Below are 22,800 nucleotides of genomic sequence, written 5' to 3' on the forward strand. Positions count from 1 at the left end.
CGCTCCCAGTGACCGCTGCAAGACCGAGCGAACCGTTGTAACCTGGAGTGCGGCCATGGCGATGTCCTTTCTCAACCATTCTTCCTTGCTGGCCGAGTTGGCGAACCCATCAAGTCCTATCACAAATAAGTTGATGAATGTGGTAGGGTGTGCTGCACCGGACCGAACGGTCTCTGTATAGCTGCCTGTGGACAGGAGTTCCCGCCCCTGCGTGACGATTAACTGAACGGGGTTCAAACATGTCGGGTCGAACCATTCTGATTGTCGATGACGACGAAGCGCTGCGCCATTCGCTGGCCGAGCAGCTCCATCTGCATGAGGAGTTCGACGTCGAGGAGGCCGGGACCGGCACCGAGGCACTCGAGATCACCAAGGACGACCGCTTCGACCTGATCCTGCTCGATGTCGGCCTGCCCGACATGGACGGCCGCGAGCTCTGCCGCCTGATGCGCCGTGGCGGCCAGAAGATGCCGATCATCATGCTGACGGCGGCCGCCGGCGAGGCTGACACGATCCTGGGCCTGGAATCGGGTGCGAACGACTATGTCACCAAGCCGTTCCGCCTCGGTGTGCTGCTCGCCCGCGTGCGCGCCCAGCTGCGACAGCACGAGCAGAGCGAGAATGCGGTCTTCAACATCGGCCCCTACACCTTCCGGCCCGCCGCCAAGCTGCTGGTCCACGATGAGACCAGCCAGAAGGTGCGCCTGACCGAGAAGGAAGCCTCGATCCTCAAGTTCCTCTACCGTGCGGGCAACAAGGCGGTTGGCCGCGATGTGCTGCTCGACCAGGTCTGGGGCTACAACGCGGGTGTCGCGACCCACACGCTCGAGACCCACATCTACCGGCTGCGCCAGAAGATCGAGGACGACCCCTCGAGCGCTCGTTTCCTGCTCACTGAGCCCGGCGGTTACCGTCTGAATCCATGAGCGGGCAGGACGCGCCGGCGGCATCCTGGACCGCTCGTTGCCAGAAACACGTCAGGGCAATGTGATGGTCTTGGCCCGTATCCTCCCGATCCCTCTCCCCTGTGGGCAAAGGGCAGCGGAGGCTTGGTGAAGCGGGGCCGAACCCAGCCGGAGCAGGGTGAGGGTTGCTGATCTCTGATGGTATCGCCTGACCATGGGCCTGCGCCGGTCAACCCTCACTGCGGTCCTCTCCCAGTCTTGGGAGAGGGGGGGCCAGAGACCCACTCAGGAGACGAGTTGATTCGGGGGCGGCAGCGTTTCTAACGATTCCAGCGCCCAGGGGCTTCCTCTTCGCGGTCGCTGCGGGCCCGCGCGATCGTGATTGTCGTGAGCAGCATGCCGAGTGGGATGCCCCCCGCGCAGCAGCCGGCCGGTGATGAGCGCGCTGACCAGCACGGCGACGACACAAAGCGCGTTGGCGGCGGGATCGACGGCGAAGTCCTCGACCATGTACTGCGGCAGCCAGGTCATGAAGGCGATGTACTGGCCGCTCCAGATCGCGAAGGTGCCGCCCGAGAGCCAAAGGGTGCTCTGCTCCGTCCGGTTCGGGCAGTCACTGGCCGACGAACCGGCAAGGCCTATCAGCACGCCGCGTACGGTCTTACGACGCAGCCAGATCCAGCAGGCCACCAGGGCGGTGAAGCCGAGCGAGAGCCATCACAGCGGACGCCAGCCTATGCTTTCGAAGAACAAGAGGCCCGCACCGAGCGCAAGCAACTGCCCGACCGACACCCGGATCGCCACGATGCCGGCCACGAACGGCAGATCGCGCGCCACTGCGCTGCGGTTGGCGATGGCAGGCCCGGCAACGGCGAAAACAGCATAGTCCAGCTCCTCGACCGCGCCGTGCGGGGCGGGCGTTGCGGTCACAAGTCTAGCCGCCCGTGATGTCGGTCAGTGTGACCAGCGCGTCGAAGGAAATGTTCTCGGCGGCATAGAGCTCACGGCCGCCCTGCTGACGGTCGACCACGGTGATCACCCGGTCGACGATGCCGCCCTCGGCGCGTACGGCCTCGACCGCGGTCATAGTCGAGCGGCCGCTGGTTATGGTGTCCTCAAGCAGCGCGATCCGATCGCCCTGCTGCATCTGGCCTTCGATCTGGCGCTGGGTGCCACGCGTCTTGGCCCTCTCGCGTACGTAGAACCCGCGTAGCGGTGCGTCCGCGCTGTGGCTCGCGATGACCACCGAGGTGACCACCGGGATCGCCGCGGTCGCCATGCCGCCGACCGCGGCGATCGAGGAATCGACCAGGCGCGCCAGCAGCATCGTGCCGATCAGCGCAGCGCCCTCTGGATGCATGATCACGCGTCGGAGGTCGATATAGGTCGTCACGCGGCTGCCCTGGGCGAGTTCGAAATCGCCGCCTTCGAGCAGGGCATGGTCGCGGATCAGGGTGAGCAGGCGCTCCTTGTCATGGGTATCGTTCATGGGGAAATCCGTTGGTATTCAACAATGGCGCAGGCGGGATGGTTCCGCGCCATGCGCCGGTATACCCTCTGATGACGGTATGGTGCGAGCGTGTTTCGCGTTCGCAAGGCGGGCAATTCGGGACAAGGAAGCCTTGGGTGACGTCTGACGGGGACTTTTTCGTCCGGTTCTGGGGTGTCAGGGGCAGCATTCCCTGTCCCGGGCCGGCCACGGTGCGCTACGGCGGCAACACCTCGTGCCTTGAGGTGCGCTGCGGCGAGCGTCTGTTGATCCTTGATGCTGGCACTGGCCTGCGGGGTTTGAGCGGCTCGCTGCCGCCCGGCCCGCTCGATGCCGATCTCTTCATGACCCATACCCACCTCGATCACGTCTGCGGCTGGCCCTATCTGGAGGCGCTAGGCGATCCGGGCACGCGGCTGACCGCCTGGTCGGGCCATCTCAAGCCGCCCCATACGCTCGAAAGCGTGCTGGAGCGGTTCCTCAAGGATCCCGTCACGCCGGTTCACGAGGACACGCTGAGGGCCGAGATCGACTGGCGGGCCTTCATGATCGGCGACATTCTGGAACCGCGCCCGGGCATCACGGTGCGCACCGCCAAACTGAACCATTCCAACGATGCCTGCGGCTATCGCGTCGAATATGCGGGAAAAGCGATCTGCTACATCACCGACACCGAACACGTGATCGACGAGCCCGACGAGAATGTCCTGGGTCTGATCGAAGGTGCGGATATCGTCATTTACGACGCGACCTACACCGACGAGGAGTTCCCGAAGTTCATCACCTGGGGGCACTCGACCTGGGAGGAGGGTGTGCGCCTGAGCGACGCCGCTGGCGTCAAGACCTTTGTCGCCTTTCACCACGATCCCAGCCACGACGACGACCGCATGGACCAGATCGCCGCTGATCTCCATGCCGCACGCCCGGGCTCTGTCGTCGCCTGTGAAGGCATGGTGCTGCGGCCGTGACGGGGATCAGCCGGTGCCTGCGCGGGTTGCGACTGGGACTCTCGACGCTCACCGGTCTGAAGCGCCAGGGCTTCTGGATTCCCTACCGCTATGCCCACACCCTGCCCGACGCCGGCCAGCGCGAGGCCTATGAACCCATCGAGCGGCTGTTCGCCGATCACCGCGCCATCTTCGAGGCGATGCTTGCCAAGGCCGAAGAGTTTGCCGCCGATCTCCAGGCGATCGGGACCAACGATGCGGCACTCGGTCCACGCTGGAATCAGGACTGGTTCCCGAGGCTCGATGCGGTGGTGGCCTACGCCATGATCCGGTTGGCCGAACCGGCGCGCGTGATCGAGGTCGGCTCGGGCCACAGCACGCGCTTCATGGTGCGCGCCATCATGGACGGCGGGCTCGTCACGCGGCTGAGGTCGATCGATCCTGCACCGCGGGCGGCGATCGACGGGCTCGGGATCGAGGTCGTGCGTCGGCCGCTTCATCGCGCCGACAGCGACATCTTCCGCACCCTGGCATCGGGCGACGTGCTGTTCATCGACTCCAGCCACATCGCCATGCCCGGAAGCGACGTCGACCAGCTCTTCAATCGGGTGCTGCCGCTCCTGCCGCCGGGTGTCCTGGTCCACATCCACGACATCTTCCTGCCCGACGACTATCCCGAGACCTGGGGCTGGCGTGGCTATAACGAACAGCTCGCCGTGGTGCCGCTTCTGACGTCCGGCGCCTGGCAGCCGCTGTTCTCCAGCCGCTACATGACGACCCGTGCACCCGAACGGATCGACGCCTCGGTGGCCGGGCGCCTGCCGCTCCCCAAGGGGGCATTCGAGACCAGCCTTTGGCTCGTCCGACGATGAGGCAGCACGCAGGCCATGGCCTCACGCGTGTCCCACGGGCAAATGAAGGGGCGTGTGCACGTCGCCTGCTAGACTGCGGGCATGCGGAGGACTGAACCATGAAGGCGCTGCTGCAGAAGATCAGCACGCTGCTGTTCGGGCCGCCGGTGACCGGCGACCTGTCCGATCGCGTGCGCCAGCAGATCGCCGCCGACCAGGCCTCCAGCGAGATCCTGATCGGCTGGGTGCAGATGGCGGGCATCGTGCTGTTCGCAGTGCTCTACACGGCCACACGCAAGACCTTCCCGGCCGATGCCATGCTCGAGCCGGTGCCCTGGGCGCTGGGCGCCTACTTCATCTTCACCGTGATCCGGCTCTTGCTGGCACACGCCAGGTGCTTGCCGGCGTGGATGATCGCGATCTCCATCGTGGTCGACATCACCGTGCTGCTGGTGACGATCTGGAGCTTCCACATCCAGTACATGCAGCCGCCGGGGTTCTCGCTGAAGGGCCCGACGATGCTCTATCTCTTCGGCCTGATCGCGCTGAGGGCGCTCCGGTTCGATCCGCTCTACGTGGCCATGGCGGGCGCGGTCTCGATCATCGGCTGGCTTGCGCTGGTGTTCTACGCGGTTAGGGCGTCGAACGAGCCAAGCGCCATCACCCGGGACTACATCCACTATCTCCATTCGTCGGACGTTCTGATTGGCGGCGAGATAGACAAGATCGTTTCAATCACGTTGGTTACTGTCGTTCTGGTCATCGCGCTGACCCGCGCGCGCAAGCAGCTTGTGCGGTCGGTCGCCGAAAGCCAGGCCGCCCAGGACCTTTCGCGGTTCTTCTCGCCCGAAATCGCCCAGCAGATCACCAACGCCGAGGATGCCGTGAAACCGGGCCAAGGCGTCTTGCGCGAGGCGGCGATCCTGTTTGTCGACCTCCGAGGCTTCACGGCACTCTCGGCACGGATCGGGCCTGATGCCACGGTCGACATGCTGTCGCGCTATCAGAAGGTCGTAGTGCCGACGGTACAGGCCCACGGAGGCACGATCGACAAGTTCATGGGCGATGGCGTGATGATCACCTTCGGTGCCGCCACCGCGACCGAGACCTACGCCGCCGATGCACTCAAGGCCGCGCTCGAACTCGACGCCAAGATGATGGCCTGGAACGAACGGCGCGCGGCGCGCAGCCAGCGCCTGCTCGCCTGGGGCATGGGGCTTGCCACGGGCACGGTGGTGTTCGGTGCGGTCGGTGACGAATCACGTCTGGAGTACACCGTCATCGGCGAAGCGGTGAACATGGCCGCCAAGCTTGAGAAACACTGCAAGGACTGCGGTGCCCGCATCTCGGTCACCGGCACGGCCCTGCTCCTGGCGCAGCGCCAGGGTGCGGACACCACCGCGCTGGAGGTCGAGGAACTCGCCACTGTCGAGGGTGTAGCCCTTGATCTCGACATCGGAATGCTGGGTCGGGTGTAGCCAAACAGCTTCCGGCCCTGTCGGCCTCGTGAACCCGTCCGGACTTGCCACAAGTGCGGCGAGTGCCCATAGAGGCCGCCATGGAAGGCGATGCACTGACGGCAAGCTCGGGGCTTCGGGGCGATGCCCTGATCATCTTCATCGGCTCGGTCGTCGCGATCGCGACCAGCCTCTGGGTACTGGCGTTCCGACCGCTGATTCCTGTCTCGGACCGCCTGCCGCGCGGTTTCACGCGGCTGATGCTCGAGCTCTGCAATGACTGGATCCGGCTGTTCGGCGGCTGGATGGCCGCGGCTGTCTTTCCCGTCGGCCTGATGCTGGCGCTCGGTACGCTGCAGGGCGGCATGCAATTCTGGCACTGGCCCGTCGCCATCGTCATCTTCGCCGTCGTCGCGGTCTGGCGGCTGCGGTAGCGCTTCCTGCTGCGACGCTTCCTGTCATCCTGGACAAGCGCCGGAGGCGCGCCGATCCGGGATCTCGAGAGGTCCGAGCGCCCCGCTCGAACTCCAGCGTCTTTTCCTCACTCGATACGTCGAGTTTCTTGAGGTTCCGCTCGCCCTTCACCCCGATTAGGGGCTCAGGCGGTAGTGGGACACTGGAGAGTCCCTCCTACACTCAGCCGGAACAGCCTCCTTCAAAGTTTAGTGACGAACTCGCGCAGGCGTGAGTGATGGACCATCTCTGGCATAGTTTGCAGTGTGAATACCTTACCCCGAGTTGCTTCGAGAAGCTTCTTCATATCTTGGCGGCGCTGTTTGAAACCGCGCCCGGCAATACATGCGATCACTTCGTAGCGCGGGCCTTCTTCTGGTGATCGATCACGCATGCTCATTGTGTGAAGGTGCTGAATGCGCGTAACCTTATCCCGTGCCGTGCCATCATCCTCGGCAAGTTTGGCCTCGATAATGACCTGTGGGTTGAATTCATTCGGAATAATGAAATCTGGGACTTGCTCGAAGCCCTCTATTCGTTCAGCACGCTTGGTTTTACGGAAACTGATACCATGCTTGTTCAGTAGTTTCTCGATAGCTGTTTCGACAAGATCACCAACAAGCTCACTAACCGAATCTCGATGTCCCGCAAAAGGTCTGCCAAGGAAGCGTTCATATAAAAGCAGTGCATAAGGTATGCCTATATCGGCAAGTGGCGCGACACTGGAAAATCCAGAGCGTGTATCTGCCTTGTCGAGGCGATGGATCATCGCAGGATTATCGTTGTTCGGGCCATCGGTTAGGAGTTGGCAGGCAGAAACCACAAGCGCCTTCACTCGTTCTCCGGTCACACCGGTTGGTTTGAGAGGCTTGTCCGGTGAAAGCCGGACATTACGATCAATGCTCCGCGCCGCACCTTGGGTGACCTTGGTGTCAGTGAGTTCACTAGCAGCTTCAGCCCATTCGGAGGGGGTGAAGCCAAGTACAGCGCGCAGCACGATAAGCGTGATAGGCTGCTGAAAGGCGAGTAGGACAATCCGATCTGTGTTCAGATCAGAGAAGCCGTTTGTGGTCTTCTTAAGAATTTCGTAGCCATTCTCAAAGACCGGGTAGTCGATAAAACCGTCCCCTTTTGGTAAGGTCATGAACCCTGACTTCAGAGTTGCGAAAACCACATCAACATAGGCCTCAATGTCGGCTTCAATAACGCCATAGGATGCTTCAAAAGGTGATGGCATCTCGCTTACTTTCGTCTTTGATCACATGCTCGAAGAGTGTCCCAAACAGTGGTTGCGGCTTGTCCAACATCTCGGCAGCTGTGGCGATTTCTTCAGGATCGCCGAGCGCTCTGTGTTGTTCTGCAACCAGTGTCAGCTTAGCCTCAGTTGGCAAGCTTGCATCCCAGTTGCTGCGCAAGTTCCAGATTGCCAGCCGAGTCAGATGTCCAAAAGTGATGCAGCGAATATCGCCTTTTCGAGGCTTCATTCCTGCTTCTATGAGCTGCGAGAGCTCACCTGCAATCAGTTTTGCTAACTCACTGCTACTCGTGCAGATAGTGTCTTTTGGCGCACTACCAGAAGTCCGGTTAACGAAAACCGTATCGACGATAGACGAGCCAGTACCGTTTATGTGGATCGAGCCGCTCATTTCTGCAGGGCAGGGAATGGCAGCCGCACAGGTTAGACCTGCGTCGAGGATCGCCACACCGATTGCCTCATAAGACTCAAGCCTATTATGGTGATATGTGAAGGCGAGAGGCGCACCAGGTTTGAGTGCTGTCGCCATCTTCGAATATACTGACGCTAGTCCTTCAGTGAAATGTTTGATGGTTCGGCCTTCGGTCTGGTTGCCGGTTAGTTCTCCAGGGTCACGACTCGAAACACGTTCAAAACCCTGTTCATCATTTCCAACCAAAGCTCGTAGCCAGACGTAGCAAAAATCCATCAGTTCGCCGTACTGAATGTTCCCAAAATAGGGCGGGTCGGTAAACACAGCATCAAGGCTGGCCGGTTTGATTTCGATTTCTGTTGAGCTGACACAATGAATTGCTACATCGCGTTTGCGGCAGCCATTCAGCCGCTCACCAATCCATTCACCTGGTATAGGTACCTGGATCTTTTTTTGACCGTCACGGCGAGTTTCAAATGGCGCATCGCAGTAGCGTTTGGCCTTAGTATACTTCTCAATGATGTTTGACCAGCCACCAGAGCCTACATTGACTCCCTTCTCATTCATGATGCCTAGCAGGTTGGATTCAACCTGCATTAACCCTACGGGAAAACCGTGAACTGAGAAAACATCAAGAGATTTAAGTGCCATTGTGTCGTATCGGCAAAGCATATTCTGATATCGGAGTAGATCAGACAGATTTGTTGCGAGCGCACGGCGCACACGCTCATCTTCGATCTCTGCAATCAGTGAAGCACTTTTCTCAAGGCCATAGAGTTGGCGTTCATTGAATAGATCACGATAACGCTGATAGCCCCATCGATGCAACCTCTCTGTTTCGTCGCCTGGGAGGATTTCCTGTGAAGGCACAAACCGTTTTTTCTGCCTGCTCCAAAGCTCTTCAATTTCTATGAAGAGCGCGAAGTCTTTTTCATCCGGTGATTTGAAGAAGCGGCCCTTGTGGTGCTTCTTGCGAACAGGGTTGAAGTACTCAATCGCGACTAGCCGATGGCGTAGCGGGTTTTCCTCGGAACGAGGATACCTATTAACGTGTCCGCATGACGGGCAAGCGCACTGATTACGTTTGGCAGGGCCTTCAAGAACCAGATCAGCATCGCAAGTGGAGCAAGTACCGAGGTCTGTGATTGAAGAGCATTCATTGACCGTATGGCATTTGCTGCACACAACTACGTGGGCCGGATGGCGCACGTCGTTAGCGATGCGATAGCTAGGAAAGAGCGGGATGTGATTTCCGCATTCGCTACAGTCCGTTTCCTTTACCCAGATGAAGTACTTCACTGGAACATTTGTATCGCCGTAGACCGGGCAGTCTGTTCGATAAAAGCGATCAAGTTCTGTGCGGAGAGCGTCAAGAAGACTATCGGCAGTTTCCCTGTAAGTTTCCAGGTTTAGGCGTTCAATTTCTTCTTTGACGATCCATGCCGCCATCGGGTTTATGTCGTAGCCCTGTATATCGCAGCCGACGCGGTTGGCCTCTAGAAGGGGTGTGCCGCCACCCATGAATGGGTCAGCTACCTTCTTTCCGGGGAAATCATTTGACTTGTAGAATGTCTCGGCAACTGGTCGGTCCGAGAACTCTGAGAGCGTTAGAGCACGAAACAGCGTCCCAGGCCGACGAGCAAACCACTTATGAACCGCGATGATGGGCCGGTAGTTCTGCTGGATTTGCTTCTCTTTGAGGGCAAGTTCAGCAACGAAGGGGATGCTATAGTTCTGCTCTATCGACAACGTAAGGCCACTTCAGAGTATCAAACACGAGATGTTGTAGGAGAGAGCATCTTGCTCTTTAACTATCTATAGCGATGAAGCCAAGTAATTTCTAGTGCCTAATCGTGCAACGGTTCAAAAATTCCGACTCGATGCGTTTGCTTGCGCCCGGTCCGGTCCGTCCTATCCTCGCCGAGAGCTTTAGCTCCATCCACGACGAAGAGGTCGCAGCCTGCCGAAGCACAGAATATCATCACCTTAAACTAGGAGATTCCGTTGTCAAGAACAGCGAATGCGGTGCGGTCGAGTCAGTTCAGAATCCGGGATGGCACACGGAGGAAATCGGAACAGGGTGGCTACTTGTATGGGTCCGCTGCGTCCCGCAGGCCGTCGCCGAGGAAGTTGAAGGCCAGGACGACGACGATGACGGGGGCGACCGGCAGCATGAGCCAGGGGTAGAGCGCGACAACGTTGATGTTCTGGGCTTCGTTGAGCAGGACACCCCAGCTTGTGATCGGCGGACGCAGGCCAAGGCCCAGGAAGGAGAGCGCGGTCTCGCCCAGGATCATCGCGGGGATGGAGAGCGTGGCGGACGCGATCAGGTGGCTCGTGAAGCTGGGCAGCAGGTGGCGGAAGATGACGCGTTTGGGTTTCGCGCCCATGAGTACGGCGGCGGTCGCGAAGTCCTCCTCGCGCAGGGCCAGAAGCTTCGATCTCACCGCGCGGGCGAGGCCGGTCCAGTCGAACAGGCCCAGGATGATGGTGATGCCGAAGTAGACCAGGATCGGGCTCCAGGTCACCGGCAGGGCCGCTGAAAGCGCCATCCAGAGTGGCAGTTCGGGGAAGCTGCGGATGATCTCGATCAGGCGCTGCACGGCGTTGTCGATCCAGCCGCCGTAGTAGCCCGAGAGGCCGCCCAGAATGATGCCCAAAAGGAAGCTGATGGTGATGCCGATCAGGCCGACAGTGAGAGAGACGCGCGCACCATAGAGGATACGCGAGAACATGTCGCGACCCAGCCGGTCGGTGCCGAAGAGATAGAGCGTGCCGTCCTCGGCCGGGCAGAAGATGTGGAAGCGGCCCTTGATCATGCTCCAGAACTCGTAAGCGTCGCCAAGGCAGAGGAAGCGGATCGGCTGCACCTTCGAGGTGTCCTCGACATAGACGCGCCGGAGCGTCGACATGTCGAGCTCGGACTTGAAGCCGTAGACGAACGGCCCGACGAACGAGCCTTCGTGGAACAGATGGATCTGCTGCTGCGGCGCATAGATGTGCTGCACGTCGCGGGTGTGCAGATTGTAGGGTGCCAGGATCTCGGAGATCAGGATGGAGCCGAATGTCAGCAGCAGCAGGATGCCCGACCACACCGCGAGCTTGTGGCGGCGGAACTTCCACCACATCAGCGTCCACTGGTTGGCGAGGTAGAACTTCTCCTGTTCCGGCGTCAGCTGTTCGACGGAATGGGGGTCCCAGGGCTCCGTGTCGACGTGGTGTTCGATGTGACCGCTGTCGCGTGTGCTGTCGACCATCAGTGCGAGGCCTCCTGGCCGAGGCGAATGCGCGGGTCGAGCACGGCGAGCAGCATGTCGGAGACAAGCACGCCGATCACGGTCAAGAGCGCCAGCGCCATCAGGAAGGACCCGGCGAGATACATGTCCTGGGTCTGGAGCGCACGCAGCAGGATCGGGCCCGTAGTCGGCAGTGAGAGCACGACCGAGACGATGACGGCGCCCGAGATGACTTGGGGAAGCAGATTGCCGATGTCGGCGATGAACGGGTTGAGCGCCATGCGCAGCGGATACTTCACCAACGCGCGCCCGGGCGGCAGGCCCTTGGCGCGGGCGGTGACGACGTACTGCTTCTGCAGCTCGTCAAGCAGGTTGGCCCGCAGGCGGCGGATCAGGCCCGCTGTGCCCGAGGTGCCAATCACGACGACTGGAATCCAGAGGTGCTCGAGGATCGAGACGAACTTGCCCCAGCTCCAGGGCGCGTCGATGTATTCGGGGTCCATCAGGCCGCCGATCGAGGTGCCGAACCAGACGTTGGCGAGGAACAGCAGGACTAGCGCCAGCAGGAAGTTCGGCGTGGCAAGCCCGAGGAAACCGATCAAGGTCAGCCCGTGGTCGCCCCATGAGTACTGGTGAGTCGCGGAATAGACGCCGATCGGGAAGGAGACGACCCAAGTGAAGATGATCGTGGCGCCCGAGACGATGATGGTGAGCCACAGGCTTGGCCCGATCACCTCTGAGACCGGTTTCTCGTATTCGAAGCTGATCCCCATCTTGCCCTGCATGAGGTCGGTGACCCAGATCAGGTACTGATGCCAGATCGGCTTATCGAGGCCGAACTCCTGACGATAGAGATCAATCTGCTCGGCGCAGCCCTTCTGGCCCGATGCCTCGCACTCTGCGATCAGCGTCGAGAGGAAGTCGCCCGGCGGCAGCTGGATGATGATGAACGTGATCAGGCTGATGCCGATCAGCGTCGGCACCATGATCACGAGGCGATAGGCGACGTACTGGATCATGACCCGCTACCTTACCCATCCATCGTCGATTTGAGCCGTCCCAAACACAAAGACTTCCGTTGTCACGGAATGGTGGGAGGTGCTCGGAGGCGAAATCAGGTCAAGGCAGGTCACGCTGATCCCGATAAGGATCGGAACCGTCCGCAGGAGCCTATTGAGTGCATAGCGGATCACGGGCGGCCGTCGTCACCGTTGGTGAAGAAGAAGGTGTCGGGCTGGTACATGCCGAGCTGAGCGCCGGGATCCCAGTTGTAGAGGCCTTCTGTGGGCACGTTGTGGAGCCGGTTCGAGGTCACGATCGGCTGCAGCGTGCCGGCCACAAGACCGATGGAATAGACGCCGTCGGAATAGATCGTAAGGATTTCCTTCCAGATCGCCTCGCGCTCCTCGCCCGAGGTGGCGGCACGCCAGGCGAGGTAGAGCTCCATCAGGCGCTGGGGTCCGTCCATGTCGATCGGGCGGCCGGCCTCGCCGCCGGTCTCGTAGTACTGACCCCAGGTCGGCCACATGAAGAGCTGCTGGGAAGTCGGGGCGAACTCCGACGGGCTCATGGCGGCGCTGGGGATGCCGTTTTCGTTGCCGAACCAGATCGATATCAGCGTTTCGCAGGCAAAGATTCGGTTGCGCAGAACCTCGCGCTGCAGCGGCTTGGAAAACATCTTCACACCGACCTGCAGCCAGTGATCGTGAACCAGCTCCAGAATGTCGGTTTCCTCGGTGTTCTCGCCGGCGGTCTCGACGATGATCTCCATCGGCCGCCCGTCGGGCAGCAGGCGAATGCCCTTGCTGTTGCGTTCGGTCAGACCCATGTCATCAAGAAGGCGGTTAGCCTCGTCGATGTCGAAGCTGGCGTAGACCTCACGGTAGTGCGGATCGAAAAGAGGTGAGGCCGGCAGCACCGTGTTCTGCCCTTCGATGCCCAGGCCGTAGTAGATCACCTGATTGAGCTCGGTGCGGTCGATGGCCTGCGACAGTGCGCGACGGAAGCGCACGTCGCGCACCACCTTGTTCCACACGGGGTTGTTGACGCACAGGTTGGGGTAAAGCGCGAGCTGGCTGCCCCGAGCGGTCTGCCACAGGTTGACCGTGTAGTCGCTGTGGGTCTCGCCTTCCTTGAGGAAGGTGAAGTCGCTGAACGACAGGGCGCGGGCCTGCAGGTCCGATTCGCCCGACCAAGTCTTGAGCGGCACGAGCTTGCTGTCGACCACGTTCATCAGCACTTGGTCCATGTAGGGCAACTGCTGCCCGGCGGCATCGACCTTATAGTAGTATGGGTTACGCTCGCCGACAAAACGTTGTGCCGGGGCCTCATTGGTGATGGTCCAAGGCTGGAGGGTCGGCAGGCTGTCGCTATCGAACTTGTACATATCGTCTTCGGCGTTGTGCAGCGACGCCCAGCTCGTCTTCTCGGCTTCTTCGACCCATTGCGCGATCTGATCGGTGTCGCCGTAGTCGGCATGGTACTGCTTCATGAAATGCGCGGGCCTGTATAGGAAGATCGGCGAGGCCGAGGCCAGCGCGGGCAGGAAGTCGGGGTTCGGCTTGTCCCAGGTATAACGAATGGTCGTTTCGTCGATCACCTCGAACGCGGGCGCTTGGCCGTCGACCAGCAGGATCGAGGGCGGGCCCGACGGTGCGAGCTCCTCGTTGTTGGCGACGTCCTCCCACCAGTAGCGGAAGTCCTCGGCGGTTAAGGGATGGCCGTCGGACCACCTGTGGCCCTCGCGCAAGTGGAAGGTGAAGATACGGCCTTCCTTGACCTCATAGGACTCGAGGATGTCGGGCACGATCTCGAGCGCGGTGTTGTAGCCGACCAGCCGAGCGTAGCCGAACACGACCAGGAGCCGGGTGTCCTTGCTGCGCGTGATCAGCATGGTCCAGTCGCCGCCGTAGGTGCCGATCTCGCGTCCATCGTCGACCACGAGCGGTTCGCTCGGCAGGCGCTCGGCCATGGGCGGCAGCTCGCCCGACGCGACCATCTCTTCCCAGTACGGGACCTCGTCCGCTGCTGCCGGCGAAAGCGTGAGGGATGCGAACACATGGGCGCAGAGCGTCAGGGCGAGAAAGCGGATCATGCGGCTAGTCTTTCCGGCATTTTGCTGGCGCGGACGAAGTGACCCCCGCCGATGTCGATCATGTCGATAGTCTCGCCTTGGCGTACGGTGAAGGGTTCGGGCCACTGCGCCGGAACCGAGGCGCGCCCTTCCATGAGGCGGGTGAGGTCGAGCTTGCGGTCCGGATTGGGCTCCGGCACGGCGGCCAGCAACGCCTGCGTGTAGGGGTGGACCGGATTCTTGAAGATCTCCTCGCGGCTTGCCTGCTCGACCAGCCGGCCGGCGCACATCACGGCGATGCGGTCGGCCATGTAGTCGACCACGGCGAGGTTGTGGGAGATGAAGAGGTAGGTCAGCCCCAACTCCTTCTGGAGATCCTTCAGGAGGTTGAGGATCTGGGCCTGGATCGACACGTCGAGCGCAGAGACGGGCTCGTCGCAGATCAGCAGCTCGGGTTCGAGCGCCAGCGCACGCGCGATGCCGATCCTCTGGCGCTGTCCACCGGAGAAGCTGTGCGGGTAGCGGCGCAGATGGCGCACGTCCAACCCGACCAGCCGCATCAGTTCCATCACCCGTTGCTCGCGCTCTTTCGCCGATCCCACCTTATGGATCACAAGCGGCTCGGAAATGATATCGAACACTGTCATGCGTGGATTCAGCGATCCGAACGGGTCCTGGAAGATGAACTGCACCTTGCGGCGGTAGTCGAAGAGCTCGCCACCCCGAAGCGTGGCGATGTCGACGGTCTTGCCCCGGTCATTGAAGGTTACGAGCCCCGAATCGGGTGTGAGCGCCTTCATGATCATCTTGCTGGTCGTCGTCTTGCCGCAGCCTGATTCGCCGACCAGGCCGAGGCACTCGCCGCGCAGGACGTCGAAGCTGACGTTGTCGACCGCCAGGTTGCTCACTGTGCCGCGCTCGAACATACCCTTCTTGCGCGTGGTAAAGGTCTTGGTCAGGTGCTGGGCCGAGAGCAGGCGATTGTCGCCACCCTCGGGCCAGGGCTCGCGCTCGGGGCGCTTCAGCGAACTCCGGTCCTGCTTGATCTCGCGCAGGGGGATCAGACGCTCCCCGGGTTTCATGTCGAAGCGCGGCACCGCGGCCAGAAGGCCTTTGAGATAGGGATGCTGCGGGTTACCGAAGATATCCTCCAAGCTGCCCTGCTCCATGATTCGGCCGTGGTACATGACGACCACGTCCTTCGCGACATTGGCGACGACGCCGAGATCGTGGGTGATCATCAGGATCGCCATGCCGAGCTCGGACTGGAGGTCGGCGATCAGCTTGAGGATCTGGGCCTGAATCGTCACGTCGAGCGCGGTGGTCGGCTCGTCGGCGATCAGGAGGCTGGGGCGGCAGACCAGCGCCATCGAAATCATGGCGCGCTGGCGCAGACCGCCCGAGAGTTCAAAGGGGTAGCTCGCGTAGGCACGCTCGGGATTGGGGAAGCCGACCAATCGCAACATGTCGACGGTCAGTTCCTTGCCTTCCTGCTTGGAGCAGTTGCGGTGCAGGAAGAGCGCCTCGCTGACCTGGTCGCCGACCGTGTGCAGTGGCGACAGCGAGGTCATCGGTTCCTGGAAGATGATCGAGATGCGGCCGCCACGAATCTGACGCATCTTCTTTCCGTCGGCGTGCAGGCTGCCGATGTTCATTGGCTCGGTGCCTGGATTGGCGGGATCGTGGAGCAGGATCTGCCCTCCGGTGATCTCGGCGGCTTGGGGCAGGATGCGCATGATCGACTGCGATATAACGGTCTTGCCGGAGCCCGATTCGCCGACCAAAGCGATCGTGCGGGCCGCGGGAATGGTGAAGCTGACACCCTTCACGGCTTCGACCGTGCCGTCGCCGATCAGAAACTGGATTCTGAGGTCCTTGATGTCGACAAGTGGGGTCACAAGTGATCGTCCGGCAGCTGGCCTGTGTCGGTCACGAAGCCCAATGCGTCGAGATTGGCGCGTGTGACGTCGTTGAGTTTCAGATTGCGATCCTGCGCGGCCAGGTAGGCGACATCGACGATGGCCTCGAACCCGTCGATCGACGAGTCGAGCGCGATGGATTGCGTCGAGCTTTTCAGCTTCAGCTCCATCCAGTCCTTCGCTCTGTTCATGTCCAAACCGGTGTCATCACGCCGCCGCCGGCGCGTTGTATAGTACGCAAGTTTCATTCCGGAGAGGTCTTTCCAGCGAATCGCACGTGCAACAGGCCCGGTCGCGCGGATTCCCATGGCCGACAACTCGATCGTCGTCATGTGCCGCAGCAACGTGCGCAAACCGAACGCCGTGAAGATCGCCCCGACAGTCCCGAGGATGTAAACCATCACCGGCACGACCTCAATCAACAGTAACGGCAGAAAGCAGATCACCGCCCCGGCGCCTGCGCGGACGTAGTCGCCCACTAGGGCCTTGGGTTTGTATCCATGCGTGCTGGTGTCGATCACGAAGTGGGTCCAGAACGAAAGAAAATCTGTGACGCGTCGAGCCAGCGCGCCGCCGGATGATCGCGCACCAAACTGACAAAACTGTCAACAAAGCGCCAGCAATCGACGTCCTGAACCCGATGATGGGTCATCAGCCCGGTCGGTTCCTCGGAATCGACGGTTCCCGCCCGACGGGCCCGAAGGTGGCCCAGCGTCGCCGCAAGGCAGCGCTCGTGGCTGGCGAACCGGCCTCCCTGCTTCCAATCGATGATGTCGACATGGACGTTGGCGACGGTGAGGTCATGGAGCACGGCGTCATCGCGTGGCCCGAGCATGGAGAGACCCTCGAAGCCGAGATCGGCCAAGAGCCGTATCACGACGTCATCGGCCCTGTTCCAGGGAGGGACCATCACCGGGAGCATGCGCTTGGCAAGGCGCGTCTCGAGCACGCATAGTCCGTCGGCCAGCACGCCGGTCAGGCCCGCTTCGAGACCCTCCAGCGCCAGCTCGGTCTTGCGGCGGTCGGCGGACGCGCGGTTGGTATGGTGCGCGCCATGCTGCAAGGCATGGCAGCCGTCATCGTCGAGTGCGGCGCAGGCAGCGTCCTCCAACCAATGGGGCACCACGGCCAACGCCAACGGCACGCCGAGGCCGCGGCGCTGGTCGAGCAGAACCGGCAGCTTTCCGTCGTCGGGTCCGGCGTCATCGTCGCGCCACCAGAATGTGGCGGTACGGCCCGCATCGGACCAGCGATCCAGCTCGTCGCTCAGTTCGGTCCATTCAGCCATTGCGGCTCCAGGAACACAGCAAGTCCGCGCTGCGCTCGGCACCATCCAGATCGATCGTGTCGGGATCAAGCCGCGGCAGGGCGGCGGCCCGATCGATCGCTTTGGCCAAAGTGGCGGGCGACAGCGCAGCCTCTGACAACATCACGATCATGCCGCGCCCGGCAAGCCGTGCGGCTCGATCGGACTGTTCGGTCTCGCCGCCCTCGGCAAAGGGCACGACCACTGCACGGGCACGGGCACGGAAAAGATCGGTCGCCGTGTTGTAGCCGCCTTGGGAGACCGACACGCGGCAACGCGCCAAGAGGTCGGGGAAGTCGGCGCGGTTCGGTTCGACAACCATGCCGCCGCCTGCACCGCGCACCGCTGCTGCGGTTGACCGGTCGCCGGTCAGGATGCGCCATACAAGATGGCCCGTGACCGTGGCATGCCTTTGCGCTGCAATCGCGGTTTCGAGCAGGCGTTCTCCGACCGCGCCACCGCCGGCTGAGACGATCACCTCGTCAGCCCCGTCGCCCGCTTGCGCGATGGTGCGGGGCGTATCGGCGATATAGCCCGTATGGATGACCCGTTCTCCGAGATCGTCAGCGCAGGGGAAGGAGTCGCCGAATCGCACCAGGCCGGGATCGCCATGCACCAGGACGTGATCGTAACGTGCGAGCGCGATGTCGCGCATGGTCATGGCTTTCTCGGGGCACGATGTTCGCTGCAGGATGTCGCGCACCGACGCGACGATACGGGGCGCAGGGCTGAGGGTCGCAGCGGCATCGAGCAGAGTCATTGCCTCGTGGTGCAGGACGCGGCGGCCGAAGGGAAAGGTCTCGGTCACCACGACCGAAGGGTGGGTCTCGGCGACCAGGTCTGTCAGGATCGCCCGTCGGCTTGCCAGCAGCGTCTCGTCCACGGGGCACCCGTCTCCATCGACCAGCCTGGAGAACGTCACGTCGGCCGTGCGGACCGGCGGCAGCTGCACGAGGTGGGCATCACCGATGTCGAGATGGGCGATCGGCAGGCCGCCCGAAGCGACCACGGCCTCGACCTCGCGGGCGGCCAAGGCTCTGGCGATCGACGCGATCCGGCGCAGATGGCCGCTGCCCAGAAGATGCTGGACCCAAAAGAGCACGGGACCGTTCATTGTTCGGCGTCCAGCGACAGGGGACCGCAGGGATCGAGCCGGCAACCGCCGTCGTCATCAAGCGCCAGCACCAGAATGCTGGAGCGCGTGAGCTTCAGCGGCGGGCGCGAGAGGAAGTCCCAGCCGGTCGCCATCCCGAGGGCGGCACGCATCACGCCACGATGGCTGACGGCGATGGTGTTTTCGCCGCCGGCCCGTTCGCGGAACAGATCGCCGAGACGGGCCTGAACATCGCGCGGGCTCTCGCCGCCTACGGGTCGGAAGTCGAGTCCGCGCGCTTCGTTCTCGGCCATGGCATCGCCGAGTTCATCGCGCAGCTCCTCGAGCGTTCGTCCGGCCCAAAGGCCCCAGTCCATTTCGATCAGGCGCTCGTCGGCCGTGGCGTTCGCCAGGCCCAGCATGGCCGCCGTGTCACGGGTACGCGCGAGCGGACTGGTGAGCGCCAGCCAGCCCCTGAGCGTCTCCGGCAGACTCCAGCCGGCCGCGAGCGCCGTTCCCGCCGCCGAGAGTGGGGTATCGGTACGGCCCTGAATGCGCCCGTCTTCGTTCCAGTCGGTCGGCGCATGGCGGATCATGCCGAGATGTGTCATCGGGCGGCCCGTGCGGTTGCGATGGCGCGGTCGAGCGTCGCCGCTGCGGCCTCAACGCTGTGTCGCCGCAAGACGTTGTCGGCCGCTGCCACACCCATCGCTGCACGCCGCCTGGGCTCGTCGGCCAGCCGTGCTACGGCTGCGGCAAACGCATCAGCATCATCCTCCGGGGTGAGGAATCCCGTACGCTCGTCGTCAACGATCTCGGGCACGCCGCGCGCACGCCCCGCGACCACCGGCAGGCCCGCCGCCTGCGCCGCGAGCAACGCCATGCCGTAGGCCTCGTTGATCGCCGGCCAGACAAAGAGATCGCATGCCGCCAGCACGCCCGGCAGCGAGCGTGGCGCGATCCTGCCCGCGAAGAGGGCGCGCCCGTCGAACATGGCCTCGATCTCCGCACGGCAGGGGCCGTCTCCCACGACCAGTAGATCGATATCGTAGCGGTCGAGCGACCGGAACGCCTCTGCGAGAACGCGGTAGGACGCGAGCTTGTCGCCCGGCCGCATCATGCCCACGGCCACGGCAAGGAGACGTCCGTGCGCCAGACCGTGGGTCTTCGCTAGGGTCTCGCGCGCCTTCGGCCGGGGGCGGCGATATGGCGCGAGATCGACAAAGGGCGCCAAGGTCACGATACGCGTGTCCGGAATTCCCGCCGCTCGGAGTCCCGCCGCGTCATCGCCGGTGATCGGAAGCAGCGCATCGGCCCGTGCGAGGCAGGCGAGCGACTGTGCATAACCGGCTGCCCATGGCCCGTGACGCTGCTTGGGCGCAACCGACGGCTCGGCCACGACATAGGGCAGGCCGAAGGCCTCGGCGACACGGGGCCCCAGATGGTCGGGCGCCTTGTGATAGAGATGATAGGTGAACCAGAGGTCGGGCGGCGCCGCCTGCCAGCCGTCGATCAGGGCCGCGGCTTCGGCCCTGCCGCGCGCGGCGAGCAGCTTCTGTCGTTCGCTGTCGCCGCCGTCCCAGACGCGCAGACTCGACGCCAGCGTCACCGTGTGGCCGAGGCTTTCCAGCGTCTTCACCAGCAGGCGTGCGACGGTGCGGTCGCCCGATGGCACCCGGTGGGTCGGCGCTTTCATGGGCGCGTAGAATGCAATGGTCGACACGGGTCAGAGACCGAAGCGTATTGCCAGATCTTCTATGCCCGTTTCCATGGAGAACGTCGAACGCACCCGGTCGCTGCCCGCCGTGCCGAGGGTATGGCGCAGGGCCGGGTCGGCGATGACCTTCTCGAGTGCTGACGCGAGCGTGGCAGGATCGCCGGGTTCGACGAGCAGTCCGGTGTCGCCGTCCACGATCAGCTCGGGCACCGCCGAGACACGCGTGGCAACGATCGCGAGATTCTGGCTCTGCGCCTCCATCAGCACGTTGGGCAGGCCGTCGCGATTACCGTCGCCAGCGATCCGCGAGGCGAGGACGAAGGCATCCGCGGCGCGATAGGCCGCGAGCACATCGCTCTGGGGTTTGGCGCCGTGCCAAGTGATTCGGTCGGCGATACCGCTTTGTTCACCCTGTGCCTTGAGTGCTGTGCCGAGCGGTCCGCCCCCAATGTGATTGAGCCGCCAGTGGAGTCCGGGCGACAGGCGCGCCAGGGCCGCCAGTAGGTCGTCGTAACCCTTTTTCTCGACCAGCCGCCCGACCGAGACCAGACGCACGGGATCGTCCGCGTCGCTGCCGTCGGCTGTGCGGTTCCGTTCCGGGGCGGCGGGCCAGCGGGCAAGATCGAGACCGTGATAGACGAGGTCGACCCGGCCTTCAGGCGCAAGGTGCCCCAGGTGCTCGCAATTGGCAGCGGTGCAGGTCACAAGCCAGCCGCAATCGGCCAGCTTCTCCCTGAGCTCCCAGTCGGGCGAGGTGTAGATGTCCTTGGCGTGGGCCGACCCGGTCCAGGCAAGCCCCGTCATCATCGCGGCATACCGGGCCACCGATGCCGGGGTATGAAGAAAATGGGCATGAAGATGCCGAACGCGGGGCGCGACCTCAGCTGCCAGAACACAGGCCTGACCGAACCGCCGGAGCCTGTTGCGTGTCATGTCGCGCCGGAGGTCCGCTAGCCATTGCCGCCTGGCTGCCGGATAGCCCGGCAGTCGCCGCGCGGTGCGCCATGCGCTTATGACCCGGGCGGGCTCCTGGTGGATGTATTCGGGCAGATAGGTCACCGGCGCGACGATCTCGTCGTGCACCGGATGGGTTGCCGTGTCGGTCGGATGGCGCAGGGACACGATCTCGATCGCCAGACCGCGCGCTTCAAGCGCCCGGATCTCCTGGGCGATGAAGGTCTCCGACAGACGGGGATAACCCTTCAGGACAAAGGCGACACGATCCGTGCCGATCATGGCATGGTCAGCCGGTCCGGCGGTCATCGTTGCGCGCCACCGTCAGGCGCTCCTGACGGGTTCCGTGCGGCAGCTTGAACGCGGTCCGACCCTCGGCGAGATGCATGGCAACCAGCCGGTTGACGTTCTCGAGCCCGTCGAGCAGGCCCGGCACGACCACCTGGCTGGGACGGCGCTGCTGGGTGAGCTGGCGGATCGCCGTCGCCATGGCCGCTGCGTTCTCGGCCATGTCCTCGGTCAGCATTGTGACAAGCCCGAGCTCCTGGGCACGGCTGGCGCGGATCAGTTGCTCGCGACGCGGCACCTGGCGGGGCACGATCAGTGCCGGTTTGTCGAACGACAGGATCTCGCAAAACGTGTTGTAACCGCCCATGGCGACGACACCAGCAGCGCGTTCCATCAGCGTTTCCAGATGGGCGTCGAAGGTGATGGCGGTGACCCGCTCGAGCAGGTCGACGCGCTCCTGGAACTCGGCCTTGACCTCGGGCTGCATGAACGGCCCGAAGACCACCAAGGCCGGGATCTCCGGTGAGCGCGGGCTCTCATAGGCCTTCAGCACCCAGTCGACCAGAAGGTCGCCGTCGCCACCGCCGCCCGTGGTCACCAGGACAAAGGGCTCCTTGATGCCGTCTGGCAGGCCTATCTCGGGCAGGCTCTGGGGCACGGACCGTTCGAGATACCCAGTGTAGATCATCTTGCGCCGCACCGACTGCGGCACATTGATCTCTTCCAGCGGGTCGTGCACCTGCGGCAGGCCATAGACCCAGATCTCGTCATAGAGGTCGCGCAGGGCGGGAATCGCCTTCTTGCGTCGCCATTCGGCCTTGAGCGCGGTGGGGTCGTCCATCACGTCGCGCAGGCCGAGAATGATTCGGGTGCCGCGCGGTTTCAGCATTTCGATTGTCTCGCGCACCTCGCCGCGCAGGCCGAGCGGTTCCTTGTCGACGAGGAAGATGTCGGGATCGAAAATGTTGGCGGTGTGCGTGATGATCGACGAGCGCATCGCCATCGTCTGCTCGGTGTCGAGCATCAGATTGAGCGAGGTGTATTCGCCGTTCCTGAGCTTGATGACGCCCGGCACGCGGACGAAGTCGACGCGCGCACGGAAATCGAAGCTACCGATGATCGGGGATCCCGACAGGATCAGGACCGTCAGGTTGTCGGTCTCGCCGACCATCGAATGAGCGATCGCCCGGCACCGTCTGAGGTGGCCGAGTCCGAAGCTGTCGTGACTGTAGATCAGGACACGTGGACGCGCCGTCGCTGCATTCATTTGAGCTCCGATGGTCCCTCAGTTGAGCGAGCTATGCCATAGCTCAGAGCCGGGAGAAAGTTGCGACCATACAACAGCTTTCACAGCCAAACTATGGTCAAACCCACGGTTCCGAGAATCAAACTTGATCGCTTCGAGCTCTGGGCGATTCCCCTGAAGCGTAGGAACGACTATTCTC

Annotated in this window: 21 protein-coding genes; 5 read left to right on the forward strand and 16 right to left on the reverse strand. The window is 62.7% G+C overall.

Annotation, left to right across the window (positions count from 1 at the left end; translation table 11 throughout):
- Positions 1 to 239 precede the first annotated feature (239 nt).
- Complete coding sequence (locus GDA49_11370) at positions 240 to 926, forward strand: response regulator transcription factor (GenBank protein ID MBC6440981.1); 687 nt, start codon at positions 240 to 242, stop codon at positions 924 to 926.
- A 264-nt stretch (positions 927 to 1,190) separates the two neighbouring features.
- On the opposite strand, the gene GDA49_11375 is transcribed toward GDA49_11370, so the two are convergent.
- The 3 genes from GDA49_11375 to pyrE are packed head-to-tail and all read right to left on the reverse strand — an operon-like array spanning position 1,191 to position 2,394.
- The gene (locus tag GDA49_11375) at positions 1,191 to 1,595 is read right to left on the reverse strand and encodes a hypothetical protein (protein ID MBC6440982.1); all 405 of its coding nucleotides are present in this window, start codon (positions 1,593 to 1,595) and stop codon (positions 1,191 to 1,193) included.
- A gap of 27 nt (positions 1,596 to 1,622) precedes the next feature.
- Positions 1,623 to 1,835 carry a hypothetical protein gene (locus tag GDA49_11380; protein MBC6440983.1) on the reverse strand — a complete coding sequence of 71 codons (213 nt, stop codon included), beginning with the start codon at positions 1,833 to 1,835 and terminating at the stop codon, positions 1,623 to 1,625.
- Positions 1,836 to 1,839: 4 nt separating this feature from the next.
- A complete protein-coding gene (pyrE, locus tag GDA49_11385) occupies positions 1,840 to 2,394 on the reverse strand; it encodes an orotate phosphoribosyltransferase (GenBank protein MBC6440984.1) in 555 nt (184 codons plus the stop codon).
- A gap of 71 nt (positions 2,395 to 2,465) precedes the next feature.
- On the opposite strand from pyrE, the gene GDA49_11390 reads away from it, so the two are divergent.
- The 4 genes from GDA49_11390 to GDA49_11405 all read left to right on the forward strand — a co-directional run bounded on the left by GDA49_11390 (position 2,466) and on the right by GDA49_11405 (position 6,083).
- Positions 2,466 to 3,362, forward strand: a complete 897-nt coding sequence (locus GDA49_11390) for an MBL fold metallo-hydrolase (GenBank protein MBC6440985.1) — start codon at positions 2,466 to 2,468, stop codon at positions 3,360 to 3,362.
- A 32-nt stretch (positions 3,363 to 3,394) separates the two neighbouring features.
- On the forward strand, positions 3,395 to 4,213 hold the full coding sequence (locus GDA49_11395; protein ID MBC6440986.1) for a class I SAM-dependent methyltransferase: 819 nt from the start codon (positions 3,395 to 3,397) through the stop codon (positions 4,211 to 4,213).
- Between the two features lie 98 nt (positions 4,214 to 4,311).
- Positions 4,312 to 5,670: an adenylate/guanylate cyclase domain-containing protein gene (locus GDA49_11400; protein MBC6440987.1), complete on the forward strand. Its 1,359-nt coding sequence runs from the start codon at positions 4,312 to 4,314 to the stop codon at positions 5,668 to 5,670.
- Between the two features lie 80 nt (positions 5,671 to 5,750).
- Positions 5,751 to 6,083: a hypothetical protein gene (locus tag GDA49_11405; GenBank protein ID MBC6440988.1), complete on the forward strand. Its 333-nt coding sequence runs from the start codon at positions 5,751 to 5,753 to the stop codon at positions 6,081 to 6,083.
- A 221-nt stretch (positions 6,084 to 6,304) separates the two neighbouring features.
- Here GDA49_11405 and GDA49_11410 read toward each other — a convergent pair whose 3' ends face one another.
- From GDA49_11410 to GDA49_11470, 13 genes are all read right to left on the reverse strand, one after another.
- Positions 6,305 to 7,339: a hypothetical protein gene (locus GDA49_11410; GenBank protein ID MBC6440989.1), complete on the reverse strand. Its 1,035-nt coding sequence runs from the start codon at positions 7,337 to 7,339 to the stop codon at positions 6,305 to 6,307.
- A complete protein-coding gene (locus tag GDA49_11415; GenBank protein ID MBC6440990.1) occupies positions 7,323 to 9,518 on the reverse strand; it encodes a DUF1156 domain-containing protein in 2,196 nt (731 codons plus the stop codon). Before GDA49_11415 ends, GDA49_11410 begins: the two co-directional genes overlap by 17 nt.
- Before the next feature lie 335 nt (positions 9,519 to 9,853).
- A complete protein-coding gene (locus GDA49_11420) occupies positions 9,854 to 11,026 on the reverse strand; it encodes an ABC transporter permease (protein ID MBC6440991.1) in 1,173 nt (390 codons plus the stop codon).
- Entirely contained in the window at positions 11,026 to 12,024 is a 999-nt protein-coding gene (locus GDA49_11425) for an ABC transporter permease (protein MBC6440992.1), read from the reverse strand. Before GDA49_11425 ends, GDA49_11420 begins: the two co-directional genes overlap by 1 nt.
- Positions 12,025 to 12,194: 170 nt before the next feature.
- A complete protein-coding gene (locus GDA49_11430; GenBank protein ID MBC6440993.1) occupies positions 12,195 to 14,099 on the reverse strand; it encodes an ABC transporter substrate-binding protein in 1,905 nt (634 codons plus the stop codon).
- Positions 14,096 to 15,976, reverse strand: a complete 1,881-nt coding sequence (locus GDA49_11435) for an ABC transporter ATP-binding protein (GenBank protein ID MBC6440994.1) — start codon at positions 15,974 to 15,976, stop codon at positions 14,096 to 14,098. Before GDA49_11435 ends, GDA49_11430 begins: the two co-directional genes overlap by 4 nt.
- Positions 15,973 to 16,518 carry a hypothetical protein gene (locus GDA49_11440; GenBank protein ID MBC6440995.1) on the reverse strand — a complete coding sequence of 182 codons (546 nt, stop codon included), beginning with the start codon at positions 16,516 to 16,518 and terminating at the stop codon, positions 15,973 to 15,975. The genes GDA49_11435 and GDA49_11440 overlap by 4 nt, the downstream gene beginning before the upstream one ends.
- Entirely contained in the window at positions 16,515 to 17,285 is a 771-nt protein-coding gene (locus GDA49_11445; protein ID MBC6440996.1) for a hypothetical protein, read from the reverse strand. Before GDA49_11445 ends, GDA49_11440 begins: the two co-directional genes overlap by 4 nt.
- Positions 17,278 to 18,417 (reverse strand): glycosyltransferase, encoded by a 1,140-nt coding sequence (locus GDA49_11450; protein ID MBC6440997.1) that lies wholly within the window; start codon positions 18,415 to 18,417, stop codon positions 17,278 to 17,280. The genes GDA49_11445 and GDA49_11450 overlap by 8 nt, the downstream gene beginning before the upstream one ends.
- Positions 18,414 to 19,007 carry a histidine phosphatase family protein gene (locus tag GDA49_11455; protein ID MBC6440998.1) on the reverse strand — a complete coding sequence of 198 codons (594 nt, stop codon included), beginning with the start codon at positions 19,005 to 19,007 and terminating at the stop codon, positions 18,414 to 18,416. The genes GDA49_11450 and GDA49_11455 overlap by 4 nt, the downstream gene beginning before the upstream one ends.
- Positions 19,004 to 20,119, reverse strand: a complete 1,116-nt coding sequence (locus GDA49_11460) for a glycosyltransferase family 4 protein (GenBank protein MBC6440999.1) — start codon at positions 20,117 to 20,119, stop codon at positions 19,004 to 19,006. Before GDA49_11460 ends, GDA49_11455 begins: the two co-directional genes overlap by 4 nt.
- 3 nt (positions 20,120 to 20,122) lie before the next feature.
- Positions 20,123 to 21,376 (reverse strand): glycosyltransferase family 4 protein, encoded by a 1,254-nt coding sequence (locus GDA49_11465; GenBank protein ID MBC6441000.1) that lies wholly within the window; start codon positions 21,374 to 21,376, stop codon positions 20,123 to 20,125.
- The gene (locus tag GDA49_11470; protein MBC6441001.1) at positions 21,357 to 22,622 is read right to left on the reverse strand and encodes a hypothetical protein; all 1,266 of its coding nucleotides are present in this window, start codon (positions 22,620 to 22,622) and stop codon (positions 21,357 to 21,359) included. Before GDA49_11470 ends, GDA49_11465 begins: the two co-directional genes overlap by 20 nt.
- Positions 22,623 to 22,800: the final 178 nt, after the last annotated feature.

This window comes from Rhodospirillales bacterium, assembly GCA_014323865.1.
In the GTDB taxonomy this organism is placed as follows: Bacteria; Pseudomonadota; Alphaproteobacteria; order SP197; family SP197; genus SP197.